Origin of the sequence: Paenibacillus rhizosphaerae (assembly GCF_014192015.1) — a bacterium.
Classification (GTDB): domain Bacteria; phylum Bacillota; class Bacilli; order Paenibacillales; family Paenibacillaceae; genus Paenibacillus_AQ; species Paenibacillus_AQ rhizosphaerae.
This window is the reverse complement of the sequence record NZ_JACHXJ010000009.1, coordinates 43,467-56,021: the sequence shown is the minus strand read 5'-3', so window position 1 is coordinate 56,021 and position 12,555 is coordinate 43,467. Positions and strand designations below refer to the sequence as shown.

11 protein-coding genes are annotated in these 12,555 nt (G+C 55.3%); 2 read left to right on the top strand and 9 right to left on the bottom strand.

From position 1 onward, the window contains the following. Nucleotides 1–210: 210 nt before the first annotated feature. Nucleotides 211–849 carry a bifunctional 4-hydroxy-2-oxoglutarate aldolase/2-dehydro-3-deoxy-phosphogluconate aldolase gene (locus tag FHS19_RS32470; RefSeq protein ID WP_183587348.1) on the bottom strand — a complete coding sequence of 213 codons (639 nt, stop codon included), beginning with the start codon at nucleotides 847–849 and terminating at the stop codon, nucleotides 211–213. A gap of 257 nt (nucleotides 850–1,106) precedes the next feature. Here FHS19_RS32470 and FHS19_RS32465 point away from each other — a divergent pair, with 257 nt between their 5' ends. Further along, nucleotides 1,107–1,304 (top strand): hypothetical protein, encoded by a 198-nt coding sequence (locus FHS19_RS32465; protein WP_094599985.1) that lies wholly within the window; start codon nucleotides 1,107–1,109, stop codon nucleotides 1,302–1,304. 175 nt (nucleotides 1,305–1,479) lie between these two features. On the opposite strand, the gene FHS19_RS32460 is transcribed toward FHS19_RS32465, so the two are convergent. From FHS19_RS32460 to FHS19_RS32430, 7 genes are all read right to left on the bottom strand, one after another. Then, nucleotides 1,480–1,713, bottom strand: a complete 234-nt coding sequence (locus tag FHS19_RS32460; RefSeq protein WP_183587346.1) for a glutaredoxin family protein — start codon at nucleotides 1,711–1,713, stop codon at nucleotides 1,480–1,482. An 85-nt stretch (nucleotides 1,714–1,798) separates the two neighbouring features. Then, entirely contained in the window at nucleotides 1,799–2,740 is a 942-nt protein-coding gene (trxB, locus tag FHS19_RS32455; protein WP_183587344.1) for a thioredoxin-disulfide reductase, read from the bottom strand. A gap of 280 nt (nucleotides 2,741–3,020) precedes the next feature. Continuing rightward, nucleotides 3,021–4,985, bottom strand: coding sequence for a heavy metal translocating P-type ATPase (locus tag FHS19_RS32450; protein WP_183587341.1), 1,965 nt, complete (start codon nucleotides 4,983–4,985; stop codon nucleotides 3,021–3,023). A gap of 353 nt (nucleotides 4,986–5,338) precedes the next feature. Beyond that, nucleotides 5,339–6,640 (bottom strand): hypothetical protein, encoded by a 1,302-nt coding sequence (locus FHS19_RS32445; RefSeq protein WP_183587339.1) that lies wholly within the window; start codon nucleotides 6,638–6,640, stop codon nucleotides 5,339–5,341. 335 nt (nucleotides 6,641–6,975) lie between these two features. Then, nucleotides 6,976–8,271 (bottom strand): homocysteine synthase, encoded by a 1,296-nt coding sequence (locus tag FHS19_RS32440; RefSeq protein WP_183587337.1) that lies wholly within the window; start codon nucleotides 8,269–8,271, stop codon nucleotides 6,976–6,978. 210 nt (nucleotides 8,272–8,481) lie between these two features. Beyond that, nucleotides 8,482–9,072 carry a permease gene (locus FHS19_RS32435; protein ID WP_183587335.1) on the bottom strand — a complete coding sequence of 197 codons (591 nt, stop codon included), beginning with the start codon at nucleotides 9,070–9,072 and terminating at the stop codon, nucleotides 8,482–8,484. Between the two features lie 119 nt (nucleotides 9,073–9,191). Further along, on the bottom strand, nucleotides 9,192–9,821 hold the full coding sequence (locus tag FHS19_RS32430; protein WP_183587333.1) for a TetR/AcrR family transcriptional regulator: 630 nt from the start codon (nucleotides 9,819–9,821) through the stop codon (nucleotides 9,192–9,194). A gap of 510 nt (nucleotides 9,822–10,331) precedes the next feature. Between FHS19_RS32430 and FHS19_RS32425 the strand changes: the two genes are divergently transcribed. After that, nucleotides 10,332–10,787 (top strand): MarR family winged helix-turn-helix transcriptional regulator, encoded by a 456-nt coding sequence (locus tag FHS19_RS32425; protein ID WP_183587331.1) that lies wholly within the window; start codon nucleotides 10,332–10,334, stop codon nucleotides 10,785–10,787. A gap of 182 nt (nucleotides 10,788–10,969) precedes the next feature. Here FHS19_RS32425 and pruA read toward each other — a convergent pair whose 3' ends face one another. Then, nucleotides 10,970–12,541 carry an L-glutamate gamma-semialdehyde dehydrogenase gene (gene pruA, locus FHS19_RS32420; RefSeq protein ID WP_183587329.1) on the bottom strand — a complete coding sequence of 524 codons (1,572 nt, stop codon included), beginning with the start codon at nucleotides 12,539–12,541 and terminating at the stop codon, nucleotides 10,970–10,972. Nucleotides 12,542–12,555 lie beyond the last annotated feature (14 nt).

The window sequence follows — 12,555 nt, the reverse complement described above, 5'->3', positions numbered from 1 at the left end:
TATGGCCGTACGAGCCCATCCGCACATGAAAATGGCCCTTCCAAATGACTCTATTCCGTCCATGGGCAAGATATGACACAACCAGCTTCTACGCTGCTTGCGGCGGTTGGCGGCGGCTGGTGACCGGCTTACGAAAAACGATTCCAGGCAGCACGCCGGCAGACTTCTCACGGGCTTACAGCAGCACTTGCCGCTCCATTACTTGTCCGTCTACGTTCGGGCAGCCGCCTGAACAAACGCCGCAGCCCGTTCCCGGACGCCATCAACATTTCCCGACTCCAGCTCTGCCTTCGGCAGCAGCGAGCTGCCGATCCCGACTGCGCACGCCCCTGCTTCGAAATAATCGGCAATATTGCCGATCGTCACCCCGCCTGTAGCCATCAGGGGAATATGATTCAGCGGCGCGCGGATCTCTTTCAAATAGCCGATTCCCAGGCTGCCCATCGGGAACAGCTTCACCGCGCTCGCACCGGCCTCGTAAGCGGCCACAATCTCCGTGGGCGTCATGGCGCCAGGCCATACGTCGATGCCCTGCTCCAAAGCATAGGAGATGACGGCTTGATCGACATTGGGCGAGATCAGAAACTGTGCTCCAGCCTGAACCGCCTCTTTGGCCATAGCCAGCTTTAATACGGTTCCGGCGCCTACATAAGCCCGCCCGTCGTATGCCGAGCGCCAGTCTTCGATCATGTGCAGCGCCCCATCCGTATTCAGCGTGACTTCCATGAGCCGGACGCCTCCGGCGATCAGTCCCTCACCTGCCGTCCTGGCCTGATCCCGGGTGATCCCCCGGACGATCGCAACCATTCTTGCGGACAGCAGTTCCTGCATTGCTTGTGATGTATGCATCGGTTTGATTCCCTCCGAATCTTTTTTTAAGTATATTCGGACTTTACAAGCGTTTTCCTTCCCTGACATGTCAATTCGGCAGGATCTCTCATGCTTCCGTTTTTTTCGTCCTTAGCACAGGATTTGACGAAAAATCGACGTATTTTCCCACCGAATCTACGGAAATGCTGGGCCGGTTTCGTATATAATAGAAATGCTGATTATTTTTGGACGTTGGTAAACCCGATGACTTTACCTTAGGAATGGAGAGATTGTCCGTGACTTACGTGGATATTTCCAATATATCGGTCGAGGTATTCGTGACCGTGCTGCTGTTTCTGCTGATTATCGCCCCGCTGTTCAGCCTGGCCATTCTGCGCTTTTTTCAGGGCCGTCCCAAGGCTGGATTCACGCTCATCGCTACGGGCATTATCATCTACTTCGTGCTGCAGCTGATCGGGAAACTGTTCTTCTGACAGCTTTTTAAATGGAACTGCCCAAGGGATACCCCAAAGAGCGGCGAATCGCGGCCGGACTTTGACGGTCATCCCTTATTTTTTGGCCGCCCTATGAAAAAAGGCCGCCCCGGCGGCAGCATCTCTGCTTCCGGGACGACCTTTCAATCAGCGGTTATAGAAATGAACAGAACGATTATTGTTGATTCAAAAACTTCTCGAACTGGGTCGTGTTCATGCCCAGCACGCGGTTCTCGCCAATGACGGTCAAAGGAACGGCGCGAACGCCCATGTCCCAGACCTGCTGTGCATACTCATCGTTTGTCTCGATGTTGCGTTCTTCGAACTCAACGCCCTTGTCGGCCAGGTATCCTTTCACCTGACGGCAATGCGGGCAGTTGGTGCTGGTATATACAATCACTTTATCCATGGCTAGAGGTCACCTCGTATTGTAAAAATGTCGTGTATGTCAACAGGCTCTTGCGCCGGCCTGATCCGTCCAAATCATTCATCCATTACAGAGCGACTGCGCTGTGCTCCAGACTTTCAATATACTTCTCGCAATCGATCGCGGCCATACATCCGCTGCCGGCTGCCGTAATGGCTTGTCTGTAGCGGTTGTCCTGAACGTCGCCGCAGGCGAAGACGCCAGGGATGTTCGTTTCGGTCGTTCCCGGCTGCACCACGATGTAGCCGTTCTCGTCGAGCGTAATTTGGCCGCCCAAAAATCCGGTATTCGGGTGGTGACCGATGGCAACGAACACGCCGCTTGCTTCGATCAGTTCCTCTTCACCTGTCTCATTGTTCAGCACTTTGAGGCCTTTCACGCCGCGTTCGTCAGCCACAACTTCGAGCGGAGTACGGTTAAGTGCCCATTCCACCTTCTCGTTGGCACGCACGCGATCCTGCATGATCTTGGAGCCGCGCAGCTCAGTGCGGCGGTGTACCAGCGTCACTTTGGACGCAAAGCGTGTCAGGAAGCCGGCTTCTTCGAGCGCAGAATCGCCGCCGCCGACTACGATAATTTCTTTACCGCGGAAGAAAAATCCGTCGCAGGTCGCGCAGGTACTTACGCCACGTCCGACATTCTCCTGCTCCCCGGGAATGCCCAGGTATTTGGCGGTAGCGCCTGTGGACAGGATCAGCGTCTCGGTTTCGATCTGGCCGATGCCTTCCACGTCAAGCTTGAACGGACGCGCGCCCAGCTCCACGTTGTTCACCCAGCCCGTGCGGAATTCAGCGCCGAAACGCTCCGCCTGCTTGCGCATATTATCCATCAGTTCCGGTCCCATAACGCCTTCGGGGAATCCCGGAAAGTTCTCAACTTCCGTCGTCGTGGTAAGCTGGCCGCCCGGCTGCGGCCCTTCAATAATCAGCGGACTCATATTGGCCCGTGCCAAATAAATCGCTGCCGTCAATCCGGCAGGTCCTGTCCCGATAATTACGGATTTATACATAGGATCTCCCTCCAAGCTTCCCGTTCCCGGTGCATCGTCCCTTAGCGGGTTCGTCCGGGATCTATTTATCATTTAATTTAAAATAATTATTATATGATAATAATTATCATATATTTTTCATAAGATGTCAATAGATTAAGTATACATGCCTTTCACCTGAATTGTGAACAATTTAATTTTTACAAATCGTTTAACGATTTCCTGCCGCGCTAAAAAGGAACCTCCGATTCTCCTTCGGAGGTTCCTTCATTTCTGAGCCGTTGTGGTCTCTTCACTGCACTTACCGCAGCAGACGGAGTCCGTTCAAAATGACGAGAATCGTGCTTCCCTCGTGGCCGACCACGCCGAACGGAAGAGCGATGCCGGCGGCAAAGTTGCTGACCATCAGCAGCAAAATCACCGACACGGCGAACACCATGTTCTGCTTCACGATGCGCCGGGCGCGGCGGGCGAGCGTAATCGTCGAGGCGATCTCCTCAATGTTGTCGTTCATCAGAACGACATCCGCCACCTCGAGCGCCGTGCCGCTGCCGTTCATCCCCATACCCATGCCTACAGTAGCCGTGGCCAGTGCTGGCGCGTCATTCACGCCGTCCCCGACCATGATTACGTGGCCGTATTGCTCGCGCAGCCGTCTCACATGGTTTACCTTCTCTTCAGGCAGCAAATCGGCAAAGACGTAATCAACGCCAATGCTGCTGCCGATGGCATTCGCCGTCAGACTGTGATCGCCCGTCAGCATCGCGACCTTGACACCGATCGACTGCAGCTGCTTCACGGCAGCGGCAGCCTGGGGACGGATCACATCAGCGAGTGCGACCAACCCGGCAATCCGCTCTCCGTCCAGGATCACAGACACGGTTTTGCCAGCCGCGTTCAGCTCCTGACGCTGCCGCAGCCACGCTGCATTCATGCCGGACGGATCGGCCTGGTCCAGCATATCCGCCTTCCCGATGCGCCAGCGTCTGCCCTGAACCCAGCCTTCCATGCCCCAGCCGGTCAGCGAAGTGACCGATTCGGCCGAAGGCAGCATCGCTCCCTCCTCCTCGGCTTTCACCACGATAGCCTTGGCCAGCGGATGCTCGGACAGCTGTTCCACGGATGCGCAAATGCCCAGAAGCTCCAGGTGGTCGTATCCGTCCGCCGGAATAAAGTCCGTTACCTGCGGCGTTCCCAGCGTCAGGGTTCCCGTTTTGTCAAAAGCGACCACGGACGTCAGCGCCATGTTCTCAACATGCGCGCCACCCTTGAACAGAATGCCCCGGCGTGCCCGGTTGGATATGACGGACAGCATCGCCGGCATAATGGAAGACACCAGCGCGCACGGCGAAGCCACTACCAGAAACACCATCGCTTTATAAAAGGAGGTCCCAAAGCTCCAGCCCAGCACAAATGGAGTCAGAAAAATGAGGACCAGCGTCACCGCAACCACAATACGCGCATAAATCGCTTCAAACCGCTTCATGAAACGCTGCGAATCCGGAACCTCGGTCTCAGCTTCCTCTACGAGTTTTACGATTTTGGCGAAGACGGTGGATTCCGCCGAACGCGTCACCTCCACGTAAAGCACGCCTTCCCCGTTCAGCGTTCCGGCAAACACCTCGTCGCCCGCGGCTTTGTCGGCCGGGACCGATTCACCGGTGATGGACGATTGGTTTACCGAGGAATTCCCCTTTTGGATGATTCCATCCGCCGGGATCAATTCTCCCGGTTTGACCAGGACCAGGTCGCCGATGGCCAGCTCCCCGATCGGAACGAGTTTCATCTGCCCATCCTGAATCCGCAGCGCGGTTTCCGGTTTCAGAGCCATCAGCGACGAAATATCCTTTTTGCTTCGTTCGGTAGTGTAGCTTTCCAATGCTCCGCTCAGGGCGAAAACAAAGATGAGCATCGCGCCTTCGTTCCAGTAGCCGATGCTTGCGGCGCCCAGCGCGGCAGCTACCATCAGCAGATTGACATCCAGATCGCGCTCATGAATCAGCGTTTCGACCCCTTCTTTCGCTTTCAGCCAGCCGCCTGCGGCATAAGACAGAATATACAATACGATCGATACGACGGCCGGAGCGGACAGCCAGCTCGCTGCCCAGCCGCCCAACATAAGCAGGCCGCTCGCCAGCGCCGCCTGCATTTCCTGATTGCGGATCAGCGAACGCAAGTCAAAGCGTCCCTTCTTTCCGGGACCGGGACGGTTCAAATTGGCCGGACGCTGGATCGATTGAGCAGGAGCATTTCGTATGTTTTCCATGAGAATCACCTTCCTAATGAGAATGAATAGCATTATTAGTCCCCTTAAAATGGCACATGCTGCTCCGGACAAGCCGGAGCAGCATGGTATGCGGATGGAAACCGGCCGCCTCTGACGAGCCGTTCTTCCTTCGCGTTTCTTGTTTTCAATTGAGAATGATAATCATTTTTGCATCAATACAATAATTTTGTGTCAAGGAAACTTTTATTAATTACAGTATACGCGCTTTCCCATAAAAAGTAAACGGATATGCTCCTTTTCACGAAAAAAATAGGCTTTAATGAATCCGAAGCAAACCTTCCTGCTCCAGCAATCATTAAGCCTATTGATCATTTATCCTATAAAGTGCGATCTTACGTTCTTCCCTGCGCAGACCTGCGCCTTTGTTCGTGCTGCCTTTCCAAGAGCTCCCACTGCGCTGCGGCGAGCCGCACGCCCGGCAGCTCAGAGGGAACCGTGCTGACCGCGTTCAGCCCCAAACGATACACATAAACGAGATCCGACGGTTTTACCGCCCCGGAGAGGCAGATTCGAATGGCCGGCTTCGTCCGGCGGAAGCTGTGCACCAGCTCCTCCAGCACGCTGTACGGAATGCCCGCGCTGAGCACTTTTCCCCTCTCCTCTTCGCTGACCAGGTATTCCATCAGCCAAGCCCCTTCATGCTTCCCGTTGATCACGATGAAATCCGCGAACCTGGCGATTTCCGCAGCCGCCGTTTCGCGAACGTCCCAATCCAGCATCGCTCCGACCCGGTATTTTAAGGATCTGCGCTGGTGACAAAGGGTTTCTTCGCCTACCCGATCGATAAATTCATGAATCCTATGAAAAGCCTCCCCGTCCTCCGGATAAGGAACCACCAGTTCCAGACTGCAGTCGATCCTTTGCATTTGGCAGGACTGGGCGGCCCGAAACAGGGCTTCCAGCTGAATATCCCGGAGCATGTCAATGTCCAGCGCCGCGTCGCCTTTCAGCTTACGGTAGTCCTTCAGGCGTCCGGACACAAGAGCCACTGTCAGCGGCGCTCCCTGCAGGCTGTGCAGGAGATTCACCAGATGTCCCTTCCACCGGTTCATCAGCCGCTCCTGAATCTCCCGGTCGCGGCCGTCATCTCCCGGGTCCCGATTGAGCCACTCCGTATAAATTTCCTTCAGATGGCCGGTTCTCAGCCACTCTTCTTCCCGAAGCAGCACCAGACCGGCCGCTCCATCCAGGCGTTCGTTTTGCCGGTACAGGTAAGGAGCTTCTTCCGTATATACCCGTAAACTGCGCATGGAATCACTCCAATCCAGCAGCATTTCCGGGGTCGTGCCTTCCTCTGGCTTGGACCGGTATTCCTCCGCTTCCTGAAGGATCTCCCCAATCCGCTCGGAATCCGCGGACAGAAGCGCCTTCTCCCTTGTAATCGAGCCGATGGAGGCGAGCTCTACCAGGGATGCGATCTCGGGAAGGGAGCCTGCCCTTGCATAGTCTCCGGCATCTTCCAAGTGGGGGGCATCCGATTCCTGGCGGCCGTTCTCCTCTTCCCTGCCGGAACGCCGGTCACGAGCGGTCCCGCCCATTTGTCCGCATGCCGGCTGGTGAACCGCTTCCACACCGCAAGGTGCGGGGCAGGAGCCGAATTGGCAGAAGCTGTTCTGACACCGTTCACCCTTCATTTTTGGCTGTCCACCCTCTCTTCAGAGATAAATGAGCTTCCACTTGCGTAAAGTGCTACATAGAATGAACTCAAGAAATTCATGTTGAAGGGCTTGGATAAGCCGTTACAACGGGGGGCTTAATTCGAAACTTGAATTCAATCTATACCCTACAGAATATTAGCCGAAAGGGCGAAATATACGGAATTTGCGCGGTTTCCCAAGGAAAGCCTGCAGGCGGAGAGCCCCATTTGGTCAAGCCTGCGACTCCCAACACAAAAAGCCGCCTCAAACGAGACGGCTGATCAGGATAAGGACGGGATTTACTTGTATAGATTTGTATAGCTTTGGATGGCCTAAGCTTGCTGGCTGGCCGCAATGGCCTGCTCCAAATCGTGCAAAATATCGTCAATCGCTTCCGTACCGATCGACAGCCGCAGCATTTCCGGGTTCACTCCGGCGGCCACCTGATCCTCTTCCGACAGCTGCTGGTGCGTGGTGCTGGCCGGGTGGATGATCAGCGACTTCGAATCGCCGACATTGGCCAAGTGGGAGAACAGCTTCACGTTCTCGATCACCTTGCGGCCTGCTTCCGTGCCGCCCTTGATACCGAACGTCAGAATCGCTCCCTGTCCCTTCGGCAGATACTTCTTCGCCAGTTCATGCGAAGGATGGCTTGCGAGCCCGGGATAACTGACCCACTCTACTGTATCGTGGCTTTCCAGGAACTGCGCGACTTTCAGCGCATTTTCGCTGTGCCGCTCCATCCGCAAGTGCAGCGTTTCCAGACCTTGAAGCAGCAGCCAAGAGTTGAACGGGGAAATCGCCGATCCCATATCCCGGAGCAGCTGTACGCGCGCCTTGATAATATAGGCGATCGGGCCGACAGCTTCCGTATAAACGACGCCGTGGTAGCTCGGATCCGGTTCGGTCAGTCCCGGGAACTTCCCGCTGGCCGCCCAGTCAAACTTGCCGCTGTCGACGATAACGCCGCCGATGGACGTGCCATGGCCGCCGATGAACTTCGTTGCCGAGTGAACGACGACGTCGGCACCATGCTCGATCGGACGCAGCAAATAAGGGCTCGGGAATGTATTGTCCACGATCAGCGGAACCCCGTTCTCATGGGCGATGGCGGCAACGGCTTCCACATCAAGCACGTCCCCCTTCGGGTTGCCGATCGTTTCGGCGTACAGCGCTTTCGTCTTATCCGTAATGGCCGCGCGGAAATTCTCCGGGTTGCTGGCATCGACAAAGTGCACCTTAATGCCAAGCTTCGCCAGCGTGTTGGCAAATAAATTATAGGTTCCGCCGTACAGCGTCGAGGACGAGACAATCTCATCCCCCGCGCCGGCAATATTCAGGATGGAGAAGGTGATCGCCGCCTGTCCGGAGGAAACCGCCAGCGCTCCGGCACCGCCTTCCAGGGCTGCAACGCGCTGTTCAAATACGTCGGTGGTCGGGTTCATAATGCGGGTATAAATGTTGCCGAACTCCTTCAGGGCAAACAGGTTGGCGGCATGATCGCTGTCCTTGAATCCGTAAGACGTCGTTTGATAGAGCGGTACGGCACGCGAAAAAGTCGCAGGATCGATTTCCTGGCCTGCATGGACGGCGAGCGTTTCAATGGATAATGAGCGTTTCTCGGACATAGGTGGATCCTCCTTCATGTGACTGTGGAAAATGATTCCACGTGCGAATTTTTTCATATTTTCTCATACTTTGTGAGGTTTGAAAAGAAGGAAATTATTATAAATCCGATAAAGTTTATTGGAATTATATGTCCGAGAAACAGAGGCTCAAAAACAAACGCATGGACTGGCCGAACGAGAAAATCTAATATTCAGCAAAACCCCGGGAGATCAAATGCCGATCAGATCGGATACAAATGAACCCATCAGCAGGACGGTCATTACCGCAGCAGCCCATACCGCTTTGGCAGGATAGGCGCTTCCGGCGATTTCCGTCGCGTTCCGTGCTCTTAATCGCACTGACCGATAATACATGACCGCACCCACGATAATAAGAAGAACCTCCAAAGCGCCGCTGATGAAAGGCCATTTCCATATGCCGAACCCCATCAGAGGCAATGAGCCCAGATTTCCCGGCAGGATCGGCATGTCGCTCCGGTGCACCAGCAGATCGAGCAGCCAGTGGCTGAAGACCACGCCGCCGGTAACCCCCGCACTCCGCTTTCCCCACAGCTTCCAGGCTCCAAGGCCGGCAAGCAGGGCGATGATCAGTGCACCAACCAGGGAATGTGTATAGTCCGCATGGATAACAGCCCCGCCGTATCCTCCGCCATCCGTTTCTACGGATGTTTCAATTCCCGCAAGCAGCAGCGGCACAAAAATAACGTCCAGCAGCTGTGTGCCCAGCATGATCGCCCACAACGGAGTTTTGGGGCTTGCGGCTTTGGCCGCTGCGGCGAGTCCAAAATGACCTGCGAACATCTTACTTCCCCTCCTCTTTCGTCGTCCGGCCGATTCGGGAATCAAGCCAGCCGCAAACCACCGTAAACAAAAGCATCAGAATGATGAAGCTCATCCCAGAACATCTCCTTTGCGGATCTTTATTTATCCGGCGCATGTTGTGCGCGGAAGCCCAGCAGCAAAACCTCGATCGCTTCACGAAACGTAAGAAGCAGACGATCCATCAAATCCTCGGCCGATTCTTCGGACAGCTGATAGGTGCCCACAATGCCATGAAGCAGGTAAAAATAAATCCGGGTGGCCGATAGCAGCCGCCCGCTTCCCTCCGGCAAATTCAGACACTGCTGGACAGCCTGCATCAACAGACGGAACATCCCGTTACGGACGCGGTTAATCTCAAGTTCGGGCTCCGCTTCGTCCACCCGTATGGAGCGCGCCTCGAAAAAGATATGGTGCATATTGCGGTGAATCAGGCAAAAGCGGATAAAGTCCAGACTGATGCGCCTCAATGCTTCTTCCGGCTCCAGCTTCCCGGACACCTTTTCCTCGATCTGAAGCTGCAATTCCGTTAGCGCCGGTATGGACAGCTCGTGAAGCAGCGCCTCCTTATCTCCAAAATAAATGTAGATCGCCGTATGGGAGCAGCCGGCTTCCTTGGCCACCTCCCTCATGGTGACGGCATCATACCCCTTGGCGGCGAAAAGACGGCCTGCCGCATTCAAAATGTCCTGCTTGGTTTGTTCGGATCGAACTTGCTTTTTTCTGGGCATCTGGATGTTTATTCCTTTCGCTCTTTTTAAATAACCAATGGTTACTTTATCTGCATGACACAAATATAACCAATGGTTACTTTTAAGTCAATCCTTTTTTCACCCTTTTTTAGTACCCTTTCAAGTCTTTTCCCTGGCCGCTTAAAGGAGCTGGCAGGCAAAAAAAAGAGCAGCCGCGTCGCGACTGCCATAAAAAAGGAATCCTGAGAGTTATAAAGAGAGTAATCGATGTCGAATTAAGCGAATGAATGGTTGCACATTCGGATCACATAATCCTATCGATTGATAAGTAAGAGCTTATTGGAAATAAGCTTACTTTTAATAAGTGCATGAAAAAGTATATATCTTCCACAAGCGGTTTGTCAAGCACATCCCGCTCCACATAACCGTCCCGGCGGAAGTTGACGGTATCTTAAAATCAAACTAACATGTCATTAGGACCTATTAAATGCATGTACGGACGTTTCGAGCCGATCCGGCTTGTCCGTTGCCTCCAGGAGGGAGATTAATTTGCATTCTACATCTACAGAACTCGCGACCCGATACTTTGAATTGATGGACAGACTTCCAAGAATCATAGATTATGCCGGTCTGGTTCGCCAGGTAAAGCTAAGCACGACAGAATCGTTCATACTTCAATATTTGCAAAATAGCGGAAGCCAGCGCGGAACGGACATCGTCAAGGTCACCGGCCTGACCACAAGCGCCATTACGCAAATCTGCGACAAGCTGGAGCAGGAGGAGCTCATTGTGCGCAGCCGCAGCGAGCAGGACCGCCGGTTCGTTAACATCTCGATTACGGACAAAGGTTCTGCGCTGCTGAAAAAGCTGGCGGAAATGAGCGCCGTCCGCATCGTCGAGACGCTGGGGAATTTGACGGACGAAGAAACCGATCATCTGCTGGACACCATTCGTCAGCTTGGCGAGCTCATTCAGCTGCAGCGAGATGAGCGGCAGGCACAGTGATCGCCCTCATCCTGTGGATCCGAATTGACGAGTTCGAACCGAAGTGAAAGGGTTCCAGCAGCGCTATGGCTATGCCTTTCGAAAATAAACCGAATAAAGCACCCTGTATTCCGGCCAATTGTCGGCAAGACAGGGTGCTTTGTCGTTTATCCGGGCATGATTCTGCCACGCCGGGTGCATGCTCAAGGCAGCTTGCGGGAGGTCACCTTCGCCTGGGTGAACAGCAGCAGGTAATCATGCCCGCCCGCTTTGGAGTCGGTCCCGGACATGTTGAAGCCGCCGAACGGCTGGCCGCCCACGAGCGCGCCGGTACACTTGCGGTTGACGTACAAATTGCCGCAGTGCATGCGTTCCAGCGCAGCCGAGATCCGGCTCTCGTCCGTCGAAAAGAACGCGCCGGTCAATCCGAACTCGGTATCATTATAAATCTCGATCGCTTCCTCCCAATCCCGTGCCGGCACGACCGCCAGCACCGGTCCGAAGATCTCCTCCTGCATGATCCGTCCTTTGACGGGCACATCGGTAAAGATGGCCGGCCGGATATAGTACCCGGCTTCCCCGACCTGTTCCCCGCCGGTCACGAGACGCCCTTCTTCCCTGCCGATCCCAATGTACTCCAAAATTTTGTCCCGCGACTTCTCATCAATGACCGGTCCGACCGGCGCATTATCCTCCGCAGGTCCCACCTCCAGCAGGTTGGTCAGCTCCGTCACACGGGCAAGCACCTGATCGTAGACCGACTCGACGATGATCGCCCTCGACCCGGCGGAGCACTTCTGCCCCTGATAGCCAAAGGCCGAAACGACGATGGCCTTCGCGGCTGCTTCCAGGTCCGCCGTCTCGTCCACCACGATGCCGTCTTTGCCGCCCATCTCGGCGACGACCCGCTTGATCCAGATCTGCCCTTCGGCCTGCTCTGCAGCCAGCTTGTTGATCCGGAGGCCGACCTCCTTTGATCCCGTGAAGCTGATGAACCGGGTCTGTGGATGCGTCGTCAGGTAATCGCCGATGATGGCCCCGCTCCCCGGCACAAAGTTGATAACCCCGTCCGGGAATCCTGCCTCCTTCATCAGCTTGAAGAACTGGTAGGCGATGACGGACGTGTTCGATGCCGGCTTTAGCAGGACCGTGTTGCCGGTCACCACCGCGGCCGTCGTCATGCCGGCGCATATGGCCAGCGGAAAATTCCACGGCGGGATAATCATGCCGACGCCCAGCGGGATGTACTGCAGCCGGTTCTCTTCTCCCGGCACCCGCGGCAGCGGCTGGTGCAGCGACGTCTCGCTGAGCCGGACGGCCTCCCTGGCGTAATACTCCATAAAATCGATCGCTTCCGCCGTATCCGCGTCGGCCTCGGCCCAATTTTTACCGGCCTCGACCACCATCCAGGCGGAGAACTCATGCTTGCGCTGGCGCAGCAGGGAAGCCGCCTTGAGCAGCAGCGCCGCCCGCTCGGTGGCCGTCGTTCTTTTCCAGGTGGCAAAAGACTTTTGCGCCTGCTGCATCGCCTGTTCCGCCAGATCGGTACCGGCCTGGCTCATCCGGCCAACCACCTCCCGCACATGGCCGGGATTCCGCGAGACCAGCTCCTGCTCCGTGTATACCTCCCTTCCGCCGATCACGACAGGATAACGCTGTCCCAGCTGCCCTTTTACGGCGGCCAAAGCTTTCAGAAAAGCTTCGCGGTGCTCGGGCTGGTTAAAATCAGTGAAGGGCTCGTTTTGAAATGCCGCGCTGCGGGCAAACGAGTTCATGGCTGCCTCACTCC

Coding starts and splice junctions, on each gene's coding strand:
- FHS19_RS32470 (WP_183587348.1), bottom strand. CDS start 849: ATGCATACATCACAAGCAATGCAGGAACTGCTGTCCGCAAGAATGGTT.
- FHS19_RS32460 (WP_183587346.1), bottom strand. CDS start 1,713: ATGGATAAAGTGATTGTATATACCAGCACCAACTGCCCGCATTGCCGT.
- trxB (WP_183587344.1), bottom strand. CDS start 2,740: ATGTATAAATCCGTAATTATCGGGACAGGACCTGCCGGATTGACGGCA.
- FHS19_RS32450 (WP_183587341.1), bottom strand. CDS start 4,985: ATGGAAAACATACGAAATGCTCCTGCTCAATCGATCCAGCGTCCGGCC.
- FHS19_RS32445 (WP_183587339.1), bottom strand. CDS start 6,640: ATGAAGGGTGAACGGTGTCAGAACAGCTTCTGCCAATTCGGCTCCTGC.
- FHS19_RS32440 (WP_183587337.1), bottom strand. CDS start 8,271: ATGTCCGAGAAACGCTCATTATCCATTGAAACGCTCGCCGTCCATGCA.
- FHS19_RS32435 (WP_183587335.1), bottom strand. CDS start 9,072: ATGTTCGCAGGTCATTTTGGACTCGCCGCAGCGGCCAAAGCCGCAAGC.
- FHS19_RS32430 (WP_183587333.1), bottom strand. CDS start 9,821: ATGCCCAGAAAAAAGCAAGTTCGATCCGAACAAACCAAGCAGGACATT.
- pruA (WP_183587329.1), bottom strand. CDS start 12,541: ATGAACTCGTTTGCCCGCAGCGCGGCATTTCAAAACGAGCCCTTCACT.